Here is a 17,562-nt window from a genome sequence, read left to right as displayed (position 1 = left end):
ACCGGGCATCCCGTACCCCATGAGTGGGGGAGGGGCCGTACGCGCTTCTTTCGAGCGGCCGTGCACTGTTAGAGTCCGTGGAGTTCCCTTGTAGGCTGCGCATAGGCTCGCCTGTGCCGTCTGTAACGGAGCCCGAACCGCAAACTCCCCATTCAGGACCGACCCTCCCGCCGACGACGCGCGGGAGGCGCAGGAGGCACCGTGCTCAGTGCGTTCGCGCGGGCGTTCCAGACGCCCGACCTGCGCAAGAAGCTGCTGTTCACGCTGGGCATCATGGTGCTGTTCCGGCTGGGCTCGCACGTTCCCGTACCAGGGGTCGACTTCGAGGCGGTTCACGCCTGCATCAAGGAGACCAAGAACAACGGCCTCTTCGGCCTGGTCAACTTGTTCTCCGGCGGGGCGCTGCTGCAGCTGACGATCTTCGCCCTCGGCATCATGCCGTACATCACGGCGAGCATCATCCTCCAGCTCCTCACCGTCGTGATTCCGCGACTGGAGGCGCTGAAGAAGGAGGGCCAGGCCGGCCAGGCGAAGATCACCCAGTACACCCGGTACCTGACCATCGCGCTGGCGGTGCTCCAGGGCACCGGCATCGTGGCGACCGCGTCCAGCGGCGCGCTGTTCTCGGGCTGCGTCTACGCGAACCAGATCGTGCCGGACACCGGCGTGTTCCGGATCGCCGTCATGGTCCTGACCATGACCGCCGGCACCACGGTGATCATGTGGCTCGGTGAGCTGATCACCGACCGCGGCATCGGCAACGGCATGTCGCTGCTGATCTTCACCTCGATCGCGGCCCAGTTCCCCACCTCGATGTGGGCGATCAAGCAGTCCGGCACCATCGGCGGCGGCTGGGTCGAGTTCTTCTCGGTCATCGCGATCGGCGTCATCGTTGTGATGCTCGTCATCTTCGTCGAGCAGGCCCAGCGGCGGATCCCGGTCCAGTACGCGAAGCGGATGATCGGTCGCCGGGCCTTCGGCGGAACCTCGACGTACATCCCGCTCAAGGTGAACCAGGCCGGTGTCATCCCGGTCATCTTCGCCTCGTCGCTGCTGTACATCCCGGCCCTCGTGGTCCAGCTGACCAACAGCCAGGCCGGCTGGGCGGTGTGGATCAACCAGCACTTCGTGCGCGGTGACCACCCGATCTACATGGCCACCTACTTCCTGCTGATCGTCTTCTTCGCCTTCTTCTACGTCGCCATCTCCTTCAACCCCGAAGAAGTTGCCGACAACATGAAGAAGTATGGTGGGTTCATCCCGGGTATCCGGGCCGGCCGCCCGACGGCCGAGTACCTGAACTACGTGCTCACCCGTATCACGTGGCCGGGTTCGCTCTACCTGGGCCTGATCGCGTTGATCCCGATGATCGCCCTGGTCGCCTTCGGACAGCAGACCAACTTCCCGTTCGGCGGCACCAGCGTGCTCATCGTCGTCGGCGTCGGACTCGAAACTGTGAAGCAGATCGAGAGCCAGCTCCAGCAGCGCAATTACGAAGGGTTCCTCCGCTGATGCGTATCGTCCTCGTCGGACCCCCCGGGGCCGGGAAGGGTACTCAGGCGCACCTCCTCGCCAAGACCCTGTCCATCCCCCACATCTCCACCGGCGACCTGTTCCGCGCCAACATCGGTCAGGGCACCCCGCTGGGTGTCGAGGCCAAGAGCTACATGGACGCGGGCCGCCTGGTGCCCGACGAGGTCACGATCGGGATGGCCAAGGACCGCATGCTCCAGGAGGACGCCGCCAACGGCTTCCTGCTGGACGGCTTCCCGCGGAACCTGGGCCAGGCGAAGGCGCTGGACGAGTTCCTCGCCGAGCAGGGCATCAAGCTCGACGGCGTGCTCGACCTGGAGGTCCCCGAGGACGAGGTCGTCCGCCGGATCGCCGGCCGCCGGCTGTGCCGCAACGACGGCGGCCACGTGTTCCACGTGGACTACAACGCGCCGAAGGTCGAGGGCGTCTGCGACGAGTGCGGCGGCGAGCTGTACCAGCGCTCGGACGACACCGAGGAAGCCGTGCGGACCCGGCTGGAGGTCTACCACACGGAGACCGAGCCGATCATCGACTACTACCGCCAGCAGGGCCTGATCGCCACGATCCCGGCCCTCGGCAAGGTCGACGAGGTCACCCGGCGCGCGATCGAGGCGCTGAAGCAGGACAGCTGAGTTTTCAAGCGACGTACCCACGGCCGCGCTGCCCGACCCGGGGCAGCGCGGCCGTGCGGCGTCGTACGGTGGAACGAGTGCACGGCCGCGCGGCAAGGACCGGGCGGGAACCCAAGGAAGGCGTGACCAGATGGTGGAGATCAAGACCCCCGAGCAGATCGCGAAGATGCGAGCGGCCGGGCTGGTCGTCGCCGAGGCGCTCAAGGCGGCCCGCGAGGCGGTCGCCCCGGGAATCACCACCCAGGAGCTCAACGACATCGCCGACAAGGTCATCACCGACCACGGCGCCACCTCGAACTTCCGGGCCCATCACGGCGGCCTCTGGTTCCCGGGCGTGATCTGCGCCTCGGTGAACAACGAGGTCGTGCACGGCATCCCGGGTGAGCGGGTGCTGCAGGAGGGCGACCTCATCTCGATCGACTGCGGCGCGATCCTGGACGGCTGGCACGGCGACGCGGCGATCACCGTCGCGGTCGGCGAGGTCGCCCCCGAGGTGGAGATGCTGAGCCGGGTCACCGAGGGCTCGATGTGGGCCGGCATCGCCCAGATGAAGAAGAGCAACCGCCTGGTCGACGTCTCCAAGGCGATCGAGGGCTTCATCCGGCGCCAGCCGCTGCCGCCCAAGGGCAAGTGGGGCATCACCGAGGGCTACGGCGGCCACGGCATCGGCACCGCGATGCACATGGAGCCGCACGTGCTGAACTACGTCGAGCGCGGTCGCGGCAAGGGCCCGAAGCTGGTCCCCGGCACCGTGCTGGCGATCGAGCCGATGGTGTCGCTCGGCACCCCGCACACCACCGTGCTGGAGGACGACTGGACCGTCGTCACCAACGACGGCACCTGGGCCTCGCACTGGGAGCACTCGGTGGCCGTCACCGAGCAGGGCCCGGTGGTGCTGACCGCCTTCGACGGCGGCCGCGAGATGCTCGCCAAGCTGGGTGTGACGGCCGCGCCGGACCCGCTGGCGTGATCCCGCCACAACCGCCCGGAGCAGCCAACTTCCGCTGCTGACAAGGGATCAGGGCCCTGGAGGTTTGGACTTCCAGGGCTTTTGTCCTATTTTTATGCGCCGGTAGTGGCTTCGAGCAGCAGGAGAGAGCAGTGCTCAAGGGATTCCGCGACTTCATGATGCGCGGCAACGTGGTCGACATGGCGGTCGGTGTGGTGATCGGCGCCGCGTTCACCGCGGTGGTCACCGGCTTCGTCTCCGCCTTCCTCACCCCGCTGGTGGGCGTGGTGGTCGGTGCCGCGGGCGACTTCGGCTCCTACAAGGCGACGATCGCCGGCGTGACCTTCCCGTACGGGCAGTTCCTCAACGTGCTGATCGCGTTCCTGATGACCGCGGCCGTGCTGTACTTCTGCGTCGTCCTGCCGGTGACCAAGGCCACCGCGCGCTACATGCCGAAGAAGCCGAAGACCCCGAAGCGCCCCTGCCCCGAGTGCCTGACCGAGATCCCCGAGGCCGCCCGCCGCTGCTCGGCCTGCACCGCCCACGTCGAGCCGCTGGCGGCTCCGGCGGCCCGCTGATCGGGTACCCCCGTTTTGGTCCATCCTGCGCGCTGGCGTAGGATGGACCGTCGGCTCACTCGTAGCGTGCTCCAGCACGCCCTCTTCCCCCTCGTCGGGGTCGGGGTGGACCCAGGTTCGCACGAGCGTTCCGCATACGGTAGCCGGTCCCGGAAGGTGGATCTCGCAGTTCATGGCTAAGAAGCAAGGCGCCATTGAGATCGAGGGCACCGTGATCGAGTCTCTTCCGAACGCGATGTTCAAGGTCGAGCTGCAGAACGGTCACAAGGTCCTCGCGCACATCAGTGGCAAGATGCGCATGCACTACATCCGCATCCTGCCGGACGACCGGGTCGTGGTGGAGCTCAGCCCCTACGACCTCACGCGCGGCCGGATCGTCTACCGCTACAAGTAAGAACGTCAGATCTAGACCCGGAGAACCTGAACATGAAGGTCAAGCCGAGCGTCAAGAAGATCTGCGACAAGTGCAAGGTGATCCGCCGTCACGGCCGGGTCATGGTGATCTGCGACAACCTGCGCCACAAGCAGCGCCAGGGCTGATCTCTCCCCAGCATTTCTCGTAGTACTTCGCGCGACGCGAAAACGTCATCAGTGGGCCACCCGATCCGTCCCAGGGACGGACTGCCGCCCCCGGTCAGAGGCCGGGGCTCCCTCACCGTGAGGTGTCGGAGTAGGTGGCACGCCAGACCTCTGAAGAACCACAGGAGCCTTGAATGGCACGCCTCGCCGGCGTTGATCTCCCCCGTGAGAAGCGGATCGAGATCGCCCTCACCTACGTGTACGGCATCGGCCGTACCCGCGCCCAGCAGACCCTCGCCGAGACCGGCGTCAACCCGGACATTCGCGTTCGCGACATCGCCGAGGACGACCTGGTCAAGCTGAGCCAGTACATCGACGCCAACTTCACGGTCGAGGGTGACCTCCGCCGCGAGGTGGCCGCCGACATCCGCCGCAAGGTCGAGATCGGCTGCTACGAGGGTCTGCGTCACCGCCGCGGCCTGCCGGTCCGCGGCCAGCGCACCCACACCAACGCGCGTACCCGCAAGGGCCCGCGTCGCGCGATCGCCGGTAAGAAGAAGCCGGGCAAGAAGTAGTCCGTCCCGTAACCGGACATCCCTCCGGCCCGCGGGTCAGCGGACCGACCACCTCAGTAGGAGAACAGACTTATGCCCCCCAAGGGTCGTCAGGCTGCCGGCGCGAAGAAGATCCGCCGCAAGGAAAAGAAGAACGTCGCTCACGGCCACGCGCACATCAAGAGCACGTTCAACAACACCATCGTTTCGATCACCGACCCCTCGGGCAACGTGATCTCCTGGGCCTCCGCCGGCCACGTCGGCTTCAAGGGCTCGCGCAAGTCCACCCCGTTCGCCGCGCAGATGGCCGCCGAGGCCGCTGCCCGTCGCGCGCAGGAGCACGGCATGCGCAAGGTCGACGTCTTCGTGAAGGGTCCGGGCTCCGGCCGCGAGACCGCGATCCGTTCGCTCCAGGCCACCGGCCTGGAGGTCGGCTCGATCCAGGACGTCACCCCCACCCCGCACAACGGCTGCCGCCCGCCGAAGCGCCGCCGCGTCTGACCCGTGACCTCCCCCTCGTCTCGGGGCGCTCTTGACCCGGAGCCGACGTTCCGCACTCCGGCGCTCCTGCGTCGCTTGTCGTTCGTCTCTTTCGGCTTCGGTGCGCCCTTCGACTCGGGGAGCCTTCGGGCACGCTGGGTACTGCTTTGAACCTCGTACGGGGTCCCGTTTCCTGCGGGACCCCGTACGCTGGTTCTGTTCGGCATCAAATAGTGGGTGCCGAAGATCACTGGAGGATTTGAAAACATGCTGATCGCTCAGCGTCCCTCGCTGACCGAAGAGGTCGTCGACGAGTTCCGCTCGCGGTTCGTGATCGAGCCGCTGGAGCCGGGCTTCGGCTACACCCTCGGCAACTCTCTGCGTCGCACGCTCCTGTCGTCGATCCCGGGTGCCGCTGTCACCAGCATCCGCATCGACGGCGTCCTGCACGAGTTCACCACCGTGCCGGGCGTCAAGGAGGACGTCACCGACCTCATCCTCAACATCAAGCAGCTGGTCGTCTCCTCGGAGCACGACGAGCCGGTCGTGATGTACCTGCGCAAGCAGGGCCCGGGTGTGGTCACCGCCGCCGACATCGCGCCGCCGGCCGGTGTCGAGGTGCACAACCCCGAGCTGGTCCTCGCCACCCTGAACGGCAAGGGCAAGCTGGAGATGGAGCTGACCGTCGAGCGCGGTCGCGGCTACGTCTCCGCCGTCCAGAACAAGGCCTCCGGCCAGGAGATCGGCCGCATCCCGGTCGACTCGATCTACAGCCCCGTGCTGAAGGTCACCTACAAGGTCGAGGCCACCCGTGTCGAGCAGCGGACCGACTTCGACAAGCTGATCGTCGACGTCGAGACCAAGCCCGCCATGCGTCCGCGCGACGCCATGGCCTCGGCCGGCAAGACCCTGGTGGAGCTGTTCGGCCTCGCCCGCGAGCTGAACATCGACGCCGAGGGCATCGACATGGGCCCGTCCCCGACGGACGCCGCCCTGGCCGCCGACCTGGCGCTGCCGATCGAGGAGCTGGAGCTCACCGTCCGCTCCTACAACTGCCTCAAGCGCGAGGGCATCCACACCGTGGGTGAGCTCGTGGCCCGCTCCGAGGCCGACCTGCTCGACATCCGCAACTTTGGTGCGAAGTCGATCGACGAGGTCAAGGCGAAGCTGGCCGGCATGGGCCTGGCCCTCAAGGACAGCCCGCCCGGGTTCGACCCGACCGCCGCCGCCGACGCCTTCGGCGCCGACGACCTGGACGACGCGGGTTACGCGGAGACCGAGCAGTACTGAGAGACTTGACCACGGGGGCGGTTCCCCGGAACCGCCCCCGTTGTCGTGAAAGCCGTACGGGCACAGTGCCCGTACGCCCGCTGCGGTACCTGGTACGGCCGCAGTCGGAGATTCGAGGAGTAATTCCATGCCGCGTCCCACCAAGGGTGCCCGCCTCGGCGGCGGCCCGCACCACGAGCCCCTGCTGCTCGCCGGTCTGGCCCGTGAGCTGTTCCAGTACGGCCGCATCACCACCACCGAGGCCAAGGCCCGCCGCCTGCGCCCGCTGGCGGAGAAGCTGATCACCAAGGCGAAGAAGGGCGACATCCACAACCGTCGCCTGGTGCGCAAGACCATCACCGACATCTCGGTGCTGCACACCCTCTTCACCGAGATCGCGCCGCGCTACGAGAACCGCCCGGGTGGCTACACCCGCATCACCAAGATCGGTCCCCGTCGTGGCGACAACGCCCCGATGGCCGTGATCGAGCTGGTCGAGGCGCTGACCGTCGCGCAGACCGCCGTCGGCGAGGCCGAGGCCGCCACCAAGCGTGCCGTCAAGGAGGCCGACGCCAAGGTCGAGGCCACCGAGACCAAGGCCGACGAGGCCGAGGCCGCCGAGCAGGCCTGACACCTTCAGGTGTTGTCGCGGGCCCGCTTCCCCATCCGTGGGGGAGCGGGCCCGTTCCTCATGTCCAGGGAGTGAAGAGCAGTGCTCAACGATTGCGCCGAGCGGCCTCCGGTCAAGGACGGCCCGGCGGACGGGTACCTCCGGATCCGGCTCGACCTCGCCTACCACGGCGCCGACTTCTCGGGCTGGGCCCGCCAGAAGGGCGGCCGCCGGACGGTCCAGGAGGAGATCGAGACCGCTCTGCAGGTCGTCACCCGCAGCTCCGAGCTCTTCCCGCTCACCGTCGCCGGCCGCACCGACGCCGGTGTGCACGCCCGCGGCCAGGTCGCCCACGTCGACCTGCCGGAGGGGCTGTGGGCCCAGCACGGCGAGAAGCTGCTGCGCCGGCTGGCCGGGCGGCTGCCCGGCGATGTCCGGATCTACCGCGCGGCCGAGGCCCCGGCCGGCTTCGACGCACGCTTCTCGGCGATCTGGCGCCGGTACGCCTACCGGGTCGCCGACCACCCCGGTGGCGTCGACCCGCTGCTGCGCGGCCATGTGCTCTGGCACGACCGGCCGCTCGACCTGGAGAAGATGAACGCCGCCGCCCGGCTGCTGCTCGGCGAGCACGACTTCGCCGCGTACTGCAAGAAGCGCGAGGGCGCGACCACCATCCGCACCCTGCTGGAGCTGCGCTGGGACCGCGTCCCGGTCGACGCCTACGCCGCCCAGGAGGGCTCGCTCGCGGTCGCCACCGTCCGGGCCGACGCCTTCTGCCACAACATGGTGCGGGCGCTGGTCGGCGCGATGCTGCTGGTCGGCGACGGACACCGGCCGGTGGAGTTCCCCGGCGAGGTGCTGGCCGGCGGCGTGCGCAACTCGGCCGTCAACGTGATCCGGCCGTACGGCCTGACGCTGGAGGAGGTGGGCTACCCGGCGGACGAGCAGCTCGCCGAGCGCAGCCGGGCCGCCCGCCGGATGCGCACCCTGCCGGGTGCCACGGGCCCCGCCGGGGGCGCGGAGCGGGCGGCCGGTTAATCGGTTTTGGTCCGGGGCGGTGGCTTGGGACAATCGGCCCCATGGGACACGTCGAGATTTCGCACCTGGAGTACTACCTGCCGGACGGGCGGGTGCTGTTCGACGACGCGTCCTTCCGGGTGGGGGAGGGCGCGGCCGTCGCGCTGGTCGGCGCCAACGGAGCCGGCAAGACCACGCTGCTGCGCATGATCGCCGGCGACCTCCAGCCGCACGGCGGCTCGGTGACGATCAGCGGCGGGCTCGGCGTGATGCGCCAGTTCGTCGGCACCACCGGCCGTGAGGAGCAGCGCAAGCCCGGCGACGAGCAGGCCGGCCCCGGCCCGCTGCCCGCCGACGCCTCGGTGCGCGACCTGCTGGTCTCGGTCGCCCCCGAGCGGATCGCCGAGGCCGCCCGCGCGGTCGACGCCGCCGAGCTGGCGATGATCGCCCAGGACGACGAGAAGACCCAGATGGCCTACGCCCAGGCGCTCTCCGACTGGGCCGACGTCGGCGGCTACGACTACGAGACCGACTGGGACGTCTGCACCATGGCCGCCCTCGGCGTGCCCTTCGACAAGGCCCAGTGGCGCGGCCTGAACACGCTCTCCGGCGGCGAGCAGAAGCGGCTCGTCCTGGAGGCGCTGCTGCGCGGCCCGGAGGAGGTGCTGCTCCTCGACGAGCCGGACAACTACCTGGACGTCCCGGGCAAGCGCTGGCTGGAGGAGGCCATCAAGGCCACCCCGAAGACCGTGCTGTTCATCTCGCACGACCGCGAACTGCTCTCCCGGACCGCCGAGAAGATCATCAGCGTGGAGTCCGGCGCGGCCGGCTCCAGCGTCTGGGTGCACGGCGGCGGCTTCGACACCTTCCACGAGGCCCGCAAGGCCCGCTTCGAGCGGTTCGAGGAGCTGCGCCGCCGCTGGGACGAGGAGCACGCCAAGCTCAAGAAGTTGGTCGTCACCCTGCGCCAGGCCGCCGCGGTCAGCCACGAGATGGCCTCCCGGTACGCGGCCGCGCAGACCAGGCTCAAGAAGTTCGAGGACGCCGGCCCGCCGGAGGCGCCGCCGCGCGAGCAGAACATCACCATGCGGCTGAAGGGCGGGCGCACCGGTGTACGCGCCTTCACCATGGAGCGGCTGGAGCTCACCGGCCTCATGCAGCCCTTCGACCTGGAGGTCTTCTACGGCGAGCGGATCGGTGTGCTCGGGGCCAACGGCGCCGGCAAGTCGCACCTGCTGCGGCTGCTCGCGGGCGACGAGACGGTCGCCCACACCGGCGGCTGGAAGCTCGGCGCCCGGGTGGTGCCCGGCCACTTCCGACAGACCCACGCCCATCCGGAGCTGCTCGGCCGCACCGTCCGCTCGATCGTCGAGGAGGAGCACGCGCTCAGTCGCGGCGCCGCGATGGGCGCGCTGCGCCGCTACGAGCTGGACCGCCAGGAGGAGCAGAAGTTCGAGTCGCTCTCCGGCGGACAGCAGGCCCGGCTGATGATCCTCAAACTGGAGCTGTCCGGCGTCACCGCGCTGCTGCTCGACGAGCCGACCGACAACCTGGACCTGGAGAGCGCCGAGGCGCTGCAGGCCGGTCTGGAGGCCTTCGACGGCACGGTGATGTGCGTGACGCACGACCGCTGGTTCGCGAAGACCTTCGACCGCTTCCTGGTGTTCGGCGCCGACGGGCGGGTCTACGAGTCGGCCGAGCCGGTCTGGGACGTCACCCGGGTCGAGCGGGACCGCTGAGGACCGGGGCGGGGGAGGGGTCCGGGGACCGGATCCCCGGCAATTTTGACCCTCCCCTCGCCTGCCGGTAACCTGGGCGCTTGATGTGCGTATTGGCTCGCTCTATCTCACGTGAGAGGTCGGTACGCCGGAGACATCAGGTCGACGACCAGCGGCTCCCCCTTGAATTGCGTCCAAGGCGGCCAGGCTGATCCCTCCTCCAGGTGCTCCTGTCAGGACTCACTCACTGAAAAGCGAAGGCTACGACCGTGCGTACGTACAGCCCCAAGCCCGGCGACGTCCAGCGTCAGTGGCACGTCATCGACGCGACCGACGTCGTGCTCGGCCGCCTGGCCTCCCAGGCCGCCAACCTCCTCCGGGGCAAGCACAAGGCGATCTACGCGCCGCACGTTGACACTGGTGACTTCGTCATCATCATCAACGCGGACAAGGTGCACCTGTCGGGTAACAAGAAGACCCAGAAGCTGGCGTACCGCCACAGCGGTTTCCCGGGCGGTCTCCGCTCGGTCCGCTACGACGACCTCCTGGCCAACAACCCGGAGAAGGCCGTCGAGAAGGCCATCAAGGGCATGATCCCCAAGAACAGCCTGGGCCGCCAGATGCTCTCCAAGCTGAAGGTCTACTCGGGCGACCAGCACCCGCACGCTGCCCAGCAGCCGGTGCCGTTCGAGATCACCCAGGTCGCGCAGTAATTCCGGCCACCAAGCCCCCCATCACTGAAAAGAGCTGAGGAACACCGTGGCCGAGACCACCGAAACCCTTGAGGTCGACTTCGACGAGACCGTCGTCGAGGGCGAGTACACCTCCGAGGAGAGCTACACCTCCGAGTCCCTGGCCGGCCGCTTCGGCGAGGCCGTCCCCGGCGCCGGCCTCGGCCGTCGCAAGGAGGCGATCGCCCGCGTGCGCATCGTCCCCGGCACCGGGCAGTGGAAGATCAACGGTCGCACCCTGGAGAACTACTTCCCCAACAAGGTGCACCAGCAGACCGTCAACGAGCCCTTCAAGCTCCTGGAGCTCGACGGCCGTTACGACGTCGTCGCCCGCATCTCCGGCGGCGGCGTGTCCGGCCAGGCCTACGCGCTGCGCCTCGGCGTGGCCCGTGCCCTGAACGAGGCCGACGTGGACAACAACCGCGGCGCCCTCAAGAAGGCCGGCTTCCTGACCCGTGACGCCCGCGCCGTCGAGCGCAAGAAGGCCGGTCTCAAGAAGGCCCGCAAGGCGCCGCAGTACAGCAAGCGCTAATCGCGCCCTCCGGGGGTGCGTACCGCCCTGGTGGTGCACGCCCCTGGATGCGCTCTACACGCCCCGGAGTACCCCGCGTACTCCGGGGCGTCGTGCTCCCCGGCCATTGTGCGGAGCCCGGGGATTCGATCGGATTCACTGCAAGGCATTGCGGCGATGGAGGACGGGACAGTGGGACGACTCTTCGGTACGGACGGCGTACGCGGTGTGGCCAACGAGGGACTGACGGCGGAGCTGGCGCTCGGCCTGTCGGTCGCGGCGGCGCACGTGCTCGGCGAGGCGGGGGCCTTCGAGGGCCACCGGCCGGTCGCGGTGGTCGGCCGCGATCCGCGCGCCTCGGGCGAGTTCCTGGAGGCCGCGGTCATCGCCGGCCTGGCCAGCGCGGGCGTCGACGTCCTGCGGGTCGGCGTGCTGCCCACCCCGGCGGTGGCGTACCTCACCGGCGCGCTCGGCGCCGACTTCGGCGTGATGCTCTCCGCCAGCCACAACGCCATGCCGGACAACGGCATCAAGTTCCTCGCCCGCGGCGGCCACAAGCTGGACGACCGCATCGAGGACGCCATCGAGGCCCACTACAGCAAGCACGCGGCGGGCGGCGAGGAGTGGAACCGCCCGACCGGCGCCGCGGTCGGCCGGGTCCGCGAGTACACCGAGGGCTTCGACAAGTACGTCGCCCACCTCATCGGCGTGCTGCCCAACCGCCTGGACGGCATCCGGGTCGTCATCGACGGCGCGCACGGCGCGGCCGCGTACGTCGCCCCCGAGGCCTTCGCCCGGGCCGGCGCCGAGGTCGTGCACACCCTGGGCGCCGAGCCCACCGGCCTCAACATCAACGACGGCGTCGGCTCCACCCACCTGGACCGGCTGCGCGCCGCCATGCGTGAGCACTCCGCCGACCTCGGCATCGCCCTGGACGGCGACGCCGACCGCTGCCTGGCCGCCGACGCGGACGGCAACGAGGTCGACGGCGACCAGATCATCGCGATCCTGGCCGTCGCGATGAAGGAGGCCGGCACGCTGCGCCGCAACACCGCGGTCGCCACCGTGATGTCCAACCTGGGCTTCAAGCTGGCCATGCAGCGCGAGGGCGTCGACCTGGTCGAGACCGCCGTCGGCGACCGGTACGTGCTGGAGGCGATGAAGGACCGGGGCTACGCGCTGGGCGGCGAGCAGTCCGGCCACGTCATCCTGCTGGACCACGCGACCACCGGTGACGGCACGCTGACCGGTCTGATGCTGGGCGCCCGGCTGGCGGCCACCAAGCAGCCGCTGGCCGACCTGGCCGCCGTGATGACCCGGCTTCCGCAGGTGCTGATCAACGTCAAGGGCGTGGACAAGGCCCGGGTCGGCACCTGCGAGGAGCTGACCGCGGCGGTCGCCGCGGCCGAGGCCGAGCTGGGCGCCACCGGCCGGGTGCTGCTGCGCCCGTCGGGCACCGAGCCGCTGGTCCGGGTGATGGTGGAGGCGGCCGACGAGGTGCAGGCGCACGCCGTCGCGGAGACGCTGGCGGGCGCGGTCCGCAGCTACCTGGGCTGACCGCCCCCGCGGACGCCGAGGGCCCCCGTCGCGCGTGGCGCGGCGGGGGCCTGTCCGTACGTCGGAACCCGTGTCGGAAGCCGCGTCAGAGCTTGCGCAGCAGGGCCCGGCGGACCTTGTGGTCCGCGCCCTTCTGCAGGATCAGGGTGGCCCGGCCGCGGGTCGGCAGCACGTTCTCCAGCAGGTTGGGCCGGTTGATGGTGCGCCAGACCTGGCGGCCGTACTCCATCGCCTCCTCCTCCGGCACCTCGGTGAAGCGGCGGAAGTAGGAGTTCGGGTCCTGGAAGGCGGTCTGCCGCAGCTTGCGGAACCGGTCCAGGTACCAGCTCTCGATGTCGTCGGTGCGGGCGTCGACGTAGATGGAGAAGTCGAAGTAGTCCGCCACCGCCAGCCGGGTGCGGCCGTCGGTGCCGGGCAGGGCCGGCTGGAGCACGTTCAGGCCCTCGACGATGAGGATGTCCGGGCGCTCCACGGTGAGCCGCTGCTCCGGCACGATGTCGTACACCAGGTGCGAGTAGACCGGCGCGGTGACCCGCTCCCTGCCGGCCTTCACGTCCGCGACGAAGCGCGTCAGCGCCCGGCGGTCGTAGGACTCCGGGAAGCCCTTGCGGGCCATCAGGCCGCGCCGGCGCAGCTCGGCGTTGGGCAGCAGGAAGCCGTCGGTGGTGACCAGTTCGACCCGGGGGTGCTCCGGCCAGCGGGCCAGCAGGGCCTGCAGCAGCCGGGCCGTGGTGGACTTGCCGACCGCGACCGAGCCGGCCACGCCGATGATGAACGGGGTGCGGGTGCGCTCGGTGTCCGGGGTGTCCAGGAAGGTGCCCAGCGTGCCGCGCAGCTCGTGCGTGGCGTGGATGTAGAGGTTGAGCAGCCGGGACAGCGGCAGGTAGACGTCCCGGACCTCGTCCAGGTCGAGGGCGGTGCCGAGACCGCGCAGCCGTTCCACCTCCTCGGCGGTCAGCGGAAGCGGCGTACGCTCGCGCAGCGCGCTCCACTCGGCCCGGCTGAGGTCCACGTAGGGGGACGGTGACGGGCCGGGCGTGGTGTCGCCCCGCGTACAGAGTTCGGTCAGCACATGCTCCATTGTGAGCCGTAGCGCCGTTCGGGGTGGTTGTGGTGTCGGTCACGGCCCGTGGGCGAACCGTGCGAATGGGGCGTTCGGAGCGCCCTTATGCTGGCACGCATGTGCGGAATTGTTGGATACGTGGGCTCCCAGCCCGCCCTTGACGTAGTAATCGCAGGCCTGCAGCGACTGGAGTACCGGGGTTACGACTCGGCCGGTGTCGCCGTGCAGGTGCAGGGCTCCGACGGGCAGTGGAGCCTCGCCACCGACAAGCGGGCCGGAAAGCTCGCCAACCTGGAGAAGTCGCTCGCCGAGACCCCTCTTCCCGGCGGCACCACCGGCATCGGCCACACCCGCTGGGCCACCCACGGCGGCCCGACGGACGCCAACGCCCACCCCCATCTGGACGACGCCGCCCGGGTGGCGGTCGTCCACAACGGCATCATCGAGAACTTCGGCCAGCTCCGGGCGGAGCTGGCCGAGCGCGGCCACACGCTGCGCTCCGAGACCGACACCGAGGTCGTCGCGCACCTGCTCGGCGAGGAGTACCGGGGCGACCTGGCGGAGGCCATGCGGGCGGTCTGCCGCCGGCTGGAGGGCGCCTTCACCCTGGTGGCGGTGCACGCCGACGCCCCGGACGTGGTGGTCGGCGCCCGTCGCAACTCGCCGCTGGTGGTCGGGCGCGGCGAGGGCGAGAACTTCCTCGCCTCCGACGTGGCCGCGTTCATCGCGCACACCCGCGAGGCGATCGAGCTGGGCCAGGACCAGGTCGTCGAGCTGCGCCGCGGCGGCGTGACGGTGACGAACTTCGACGGCACCCCCGCCGACGTGCGCGAGTACCACGTCGACTGGGACGCCTCGGCCGCCGAGAAGGGCGGCTACGACTACTTCATGCTCAAGGAGATCGCCGAGCAGCCGAAGGCCGTCGCCGACACCCTGCTCGGCCGGATCGGCACCGACGGCCGGCTCACCCTCGACGAGCTGCGGATGTCCGACGCCGACCTGCGCTCGGTCGACAAGGTCGTCATCGTCGCCTGCGGCACCGCCTTCCACGCGGGCATGATCGCCAAGTACGCGATCGAGCACTGGACCCGGATCCCGTGCGAGGTGGAGGTCGCCTCGGAGTTCCGCTACCGCGACCCGATCATGGGGCCGGGCACGCTGGTCATCGCCATCTCGCAGTCCGGCGAGACCATGGACACCCTGATGGCGCTGCGGCACGCGCGCGAGCAGGGCGCCAAGGTGCTGGCGATCTGCAACACCAACGGCTCGACCATCCCGCGCGAGTCGGACGCGGTGCTGTACACCCACGCCGGTCCCGAGGTGGCCGTCGCCTCCACCAAGGCGTTCCTGACCCAGCTGGTCGCCTGCTACCTGGTGGCGCTGTACCTGGGCCAGGTGCGCGGCACCAAGTGGGGCGACGAGATCCTCGCCGTCATCAAGGAGCTCGGCGACGCGCCGAAGCAGGTCGAGCAGGTGCTGGAGACCATGGAGCCGGTGCGCGAGCTGGCCCGCTCCCTGGCGGGCGCGCGCTCGGTGCTGTTCCTGGGCCGGCACGTCGGCTTCCCGGTGGCCCTGGAGGGCGCGCTCAAGCTCAAGGAGCTCGCCTACATGCACGCCGAGGGCTTCGCGGCCGGCGAGCTGAAGCACGGGCCGATCGCGCTGATCGAGGAGGGCCTGCCGGTCGTGGTGGTCGTGCCGTCGCCGCGCGGGCGCTCGATCCTGCACGACAAGATCGTCTCCAACATCCAGGAGATCCGGGCCCGCGGCGCGCGCACCATCGTGATCGCGGAGGAGGGCGACGAGGCGGTCGTCCCGTACGCCGACCACCTGATCCGGATCCCGGTCACGCCGACCCTGCTCCAGCCGCTGGTCTCCACCGTGCCGCTGCAGGTCTTCGCCTGCGAGCTCGCCACGGCCAAGGGCCACGAGGTCGACCAGCCCCGCAACCTGGCGAAGTCGGTCACCGTCGAGTAGTCCGGCCGGGTGCCCCTGCGGTGGCTGCGTCCTACCGCAGGGGCGCCGTGTCGAGCGTGAACGAGAACGGCGCGGGCAGCTTGATCCGCCGGCCGAACTCCGTCTCGTGGATGGTGGTGTAGTCGCCGTCCTTGGGATCGGAAAAGAGGGTCACCCTGCCCTCGCTGCGGTCGACGAGGAGGTAGCACGGGATCCCGGCGGCGGCGTAGCCCAGGCGCTTGGGCTCACGGTCCTCGACCGGGTTGGTCGACGTCACTCCGAGGACGAGTTCGACGCCCACCGCGGACGACCACGATTCCTGGGTGCGGAAGTGGCCGACGGGGGCGACCGTGGCATCGGGGACGAACCGGCCGTTCGGGGTGATCAATCCTTTCCCGCCGCTGACGTACAACTCCTCGGCGGCCTCGCGCGCGACGGCTCGGGCGAACCGGGCGATGGCGTCCTCGTGGTCTCCGTCCGGTGGCGGTGTCACGACGATCTCCCCTTCGATCAGTTCGGCTTTGAACCCCGGCGGCGTGTCCAGCTCCAGGAATGCCTGGAGGACGTCGTCCTGGTCCAGCGGGTGCTCGACTGCCGGCATGGCGACCATGGCCCTTCCTCCCTCCTGCGGGTCCGTGCCGAGCCACACGGTAGGCATCCGGACCGACACCGGCGGGGGATCGAAGTGGTTGTCACTCGAAAGTGTGCCGCAGGCCAGGCCCCCGCGGGGCGGTGGCACGGGCTAGCGTCGCCGGTAGCCGACCGCTGAAGGAGTCCCCGCATGCGCCACGCCCATCGCGTCGAAGTCGTCCGTGCCGCCGAGGGGGAGCTGATGGCCCGGCTCCCGGAGGGGACGCTGATGCAGCGGGCCGCCGTCGGGCTCGCCGCGACCTGTGCGCGGCTGCTGGTCCGCCGGCGGGGTCGGGTGTACGGCGGCCGGGTGGTGGTGCTGGCGGGCAGCGGGGACAACGGGGGTGACGCGCTGTACGCCGGTGCGGCGCTGGCGCGGCGCGGGGCGCGGGTGTCGGCGGTGCTGCTCACCCCCGCGCGGGCGCATGCCGCGGGGCTCGCGGCGCTGCGGGCGGCCGGTGGGCGGGTGGTGCTGGATCAGGAAGTCGGCCTGGCCGACTTCTCGCGCGCGGACCTGGTGCTGGACGGCATCGTCGGGATCGGCGGCAGGGGCGGACTGCGGCCGGAGGCGCAGCCCTACGCGCGCGCCGGGCGGGCGGGCGTGGTGGTGGCCGTCGATGTGCCCAGCGGGGTGGACGCGGACACCGGCGAGGTCGCGGGCGTGGCGCTGCGGGCGGATGTGACGGTCTGCTTCGGCACGTACAAGCCCGGGCTGCTGATCGACCCGGGTGCCTCGTACGCCGGGGCGGTGCAGTTGGTCGGGATCGGCCTCGACCTGCCGCCGGCCGGGGTGACGGCGCTGCAGCACGCGGACGTGGCCGGGCTGCTGCCGGTGCCGGGGGCGGAGAGCGACAAGTACCGGCGCGGGGTGGTCGGGGTGGCGGCCGGGTCGGCCCGGTACCCGGGGGCGGCGCTGCTCGCGGTCGCCGGGGCGCTGCGCGGCGGCGCGGGCGCGGTGCGGTACGTGGGGACGGCGGCCGAGGAGGTGGTGCGGCGGTTCCCGGAGGCGCTGGTCACCGAGGGCGGGCCGGCCGGTGCCGGGCGGGTGCAGGCCTGGGTGGTCGGGCCGGGCGGCGGCGAGGGGGCGGAGCGGGCGCTCGCGGAGGCGCTGGCCGCCGACGTGCCGGTGCTGGTCGACGCGGACGGGCTGACCGAGTTGGCCCGGCTCGGGCCGGACGCGCTGGCCGGACGGACGGCGCCGACGCTGCTGACCCCGCACACGGGGGAGGCGGCCCGGCTGCTCGCCGGGGCGGCGGGC

Annotated in this window: 19 protein-coding genes; 17 read left to right on the top strand and 2 right to left on the bottom strand. The window is 70.4% G+C overall.

Annotated elements, in window-relative coordinates:
• Nucleotides 1–201 precede the first annotated feature (201 nt).
• From secY to glmM, 15 genes are all read left to right on the top strand, one after another.
• Nucleotides 202–1,512, top strand: coding sequence for a preprotein translocase subunit SecY (gene secY / locus ACFVVU_RS21300; RefSeq protein ID WP_355358385.1), 1,311 nt, complete (start codon nucleotides 202–204; stop codon nucleotides 1,510–1,512).
• On the top strand, nucleotides 1,512–2,165 hold the full coding sequence (locus ACFVVU_RS21295) for an adenylate kinase (RefSeq protein WP_380278775.1): 654 nt from the start codon (nucleotides 1,512–1,514) through the stop codon (nucleotides 2,163–2,165). Before secY ends, ACFVVU_RS21295 begins: the two co-directional genes overlap by 1 nt.
• 130 nt (nucleotides 2,166–2,295) lie before the next feature.
• A complete protein-coding gene (map, locus tag ACFVVU_RS21290) occupies nucleotides 2,296–3,135 on the top strand; it encodes a type I methionyl aminopeptidase (protein ID WP_380681611.1) in 840 nt (279 codons plus the stop codon).
• Nucleotides 3,136–3,266: 131 nt separating this feature from the next.
• Nucleotides 3,267–3,692 carry a large conductance mechanosensitive channel protein MscL gene (gene mscL, locus ACFVVU_RS21285; RefSeq protein ID WP_355358394.1) on the top strand — a complete coding sequence of 142 codons (426 nt, stop codon included), beginning with the start codon at nucleotides 3,267–3,269 and terminating at the stop codon, nucleotides 3,690–3,692.
• A 172-nt stretch (nucleotides 3,693–3,864) separates the two neighbouring features.
• Nucleotides 3,865–4,086, top strand: a complete 222-nt coding sequence (gene infA, locus ACFVVU_RS21280; RefSeq protein ID WP_003956442.1) for a translation initiation factor IF-1 — start codon at nucleotides 3,865–3,867, stop codon at nucleotides 4,084–4,086.
• Between the two features lie 32 nt (nucleotides 4,087–4,118).
• The gene (gene rpmJ, locus ACFVVU_RS21275; protein WP_003956441.1) at nucleotides 4,119–4,232 is read left to right on the top strand and encodes a 50S ribosomal protein L36; all 114 of its coding nucleotides are present in this window, start codon (nucleotides 4,119–4,121) and stop codon (nucleotides 4,230–4,232) included.
• A 173-nt stretch (nucleotides 4,233–4,405) separates the two neighbouring features.
• The gene (gene rpsM / locus ACFVVU_RS21270) at nucleotides 4,406–4,786 is read left to right on the top strand and encodes a 30S ribosomal protein S13 (protein ID WP_380681609.1); all 381 of its coding nucleotides are present in this window, start codon (nucleotides 4,406–4,408) and stop codon (nucleotides 4,784–4,786) included.
• A gap of 72 nt (nucleotides 4,787–4,858) precedes the next feature.
• Entirely contained in the window at nucleotides 4,859–5,266 is a 408-nt protein-coding gene (gene rpsK, locus ACFVVU_RS21265) for a 30S ribosomal protein S11 (RefSeq protein WP_014136257.1), read from the top strand.
• Between the two features lie 246 nt (nucleotides 5,267–5,512).
• Complete coding sequence (locus ACFVVU_RS21260; RefSeq protein WP_030055844.1) at nucleotides 5,513–6,535, top strand: DNA-directed RNA polymerase subunit alpha; 1,023 nt, start codon at nucleotides 5,513–5,515, stop codon at nucleotides 6,533–6,535.
• Between the two features lie 127 nt (nucleotides 6,536–6,662).
• On the top strand, nucleotides 6,663–7,145 hold the full coding sequence (gene rplQ, locus ACFVVU_RS21255; protein ID WP_344338005.1) for a 50S ribosomal protein L17: 483 nt from the start codon (nucleotides 6,663–6,665) through the stop codon (nucleotides 7,143–7,145).
• 81 nt (nucleotides 7,146–7,226) lie between these two features.
• A complete protein-coding gene (truA, locus tag ACFVVU_RS21250) occupies nucleotides 7,227–8,162 on the top strand; it encodes a tRNA pseudouridine(38-40) synthase TruA (RefSeq protein ID WP_387791539.1) in 936 nt (311 codons plus the stop codon).
• A gap of 41 nt (nucleotides 8,163–8,203) precedes the next feature.
• Nucleotides 8,204–9,880 carry an ABC-F family ATP-binding cassette domain-containing protein gene (locus ACFVVU_RS21245; protein ID WP_380681605.1) on the top strand — a complete coding sequence of 559 codons (1,677 nt, stop codon included), beginning with the start codon at nucleotides 8,204–8,206 and terminating at the stop codon, nucleotides 9,878–9,880.
• A gap of 248 nt (nucleotides 9,881–10,128) precedes the next feature.
• Nucleotides 10,129–10,572 carry a 50S ribosomal protein L13 gene (gene rplM / locus ACFVVU_RS21240; RefSeq protein WP_030055846.1) on the top strand — a complete coding sequence of 148 codons (444 nt, stop codon included), beginning with the start codon at nucleotides 10,129–10,131 and terminating at the stop codon, nucleotides 10,570–10,572.
• A 46-nt stretch (nucleotides 10,573–10,618) separates the two neighbouring features.
• A complete protein-coding gene (gene rpsI, locus ACFVVU_RS21235; RefSeq protein ID WP_350542287.1) occupies nucleotides 10,619–11,122 on the top strand; it encodes a 30S ribosomal protein S9 in 504 nt (167 codons plus the stop codon).
• A gap of 171 nt (nucleotides 11,123–11,293) precedes the next feature.
• A complete protein-coding gene (glmM, locus tag ACFVVU_RS21230) occupies nucleotides 11,294–12,658 on the top strand; it encodes a phosphoglucosamine mutase (protein ID WP_380681602.1) in 1,365 nt (454 codons plus the stop codon).
• 85 nt (nucleotides 12,659–12,743) lie between these two features.
• On the opposite strand, the gene coaA is transcribed toward glmM, so the two are convergent.
• Nucleotides 12,744–13,739 carry a type I pantothenate kinase gene (gene coaA, locus ACFVVU_RS21225; protein WP_380681600.1) on the bottom strand — a complete coding sequence of 332 codons (996 nt, stop codon included), beginning with the start codon at nucleotides 13,737–13,739 and terminating at the stop codon, nucleotides 12,744–12,746.
• 99 nt (nucleotides 13,740–13,838) lie between these two features.
• Here coaA and glmS point away from each other — a divergent pair, with 99 nt between their 5' ends.
• The gene (gene glmS / locus ACFVVU_RS21220; protein ID WP_387791536.1) at nucleotides 13,839–15,695 is read left to right on the top strand and encodes a glutamine--fructose-6-phosphate transaminase (isomerizing); all 1,857 of its coding nucleotides are present in this window, start codon (nucleotides 13,839–13,841) and stop codon (nucleotides 15,693–15,695) included.
• A 31-nt stretch (nucleotides 15,696–15,726) separates the two neighbouring features.
• On the opposite strand, the gene ACFVVU_RS21215 is transcribed toward glmS, so the two are convergent.
• On the bottom strand, nucleotides 15,727–16,284 hold the full coding sequence (locus ACFVVU_RS21215; RefSeq protein ID WP_387791534.1) for a Uma2 family endonuclease: 558 nt from the start codon (nucleotides 16,282–16,284) through the stop codon (nucleotides 15,727–15,729).
• A gap of 171 nt (nucleotides 16,285–16,455) precedes the next feature.
• Between ACFVVU_RS21215 and ACFVVU_RS21210 the strand changes: the two genes are divergently transcribed.
• Nucleotides 16,456–17,562, top strand: a 1,107-nt coding sequence (locus ACFVVU_RS21210) for an NAD(P)H-hydrate epimerase (protein ID WP_387791532.1), incomplete at its 3' end; no start/stop codon positions are given.

Origin of the sequence: Kitasatospora sp. NPDC057965, from assembly GCF_042887135.1 — a bacterium.
Classification (GTDB): Bacteria; Actinomycetota; Actinomycetes; order Streptomycetales; family Streptomycetaceae; genus Kitasatospora.
Note: the sequence above shows the minus strand (reverse complement) of the source record. Positions and strands in the feature narration are given on the sequence as shown.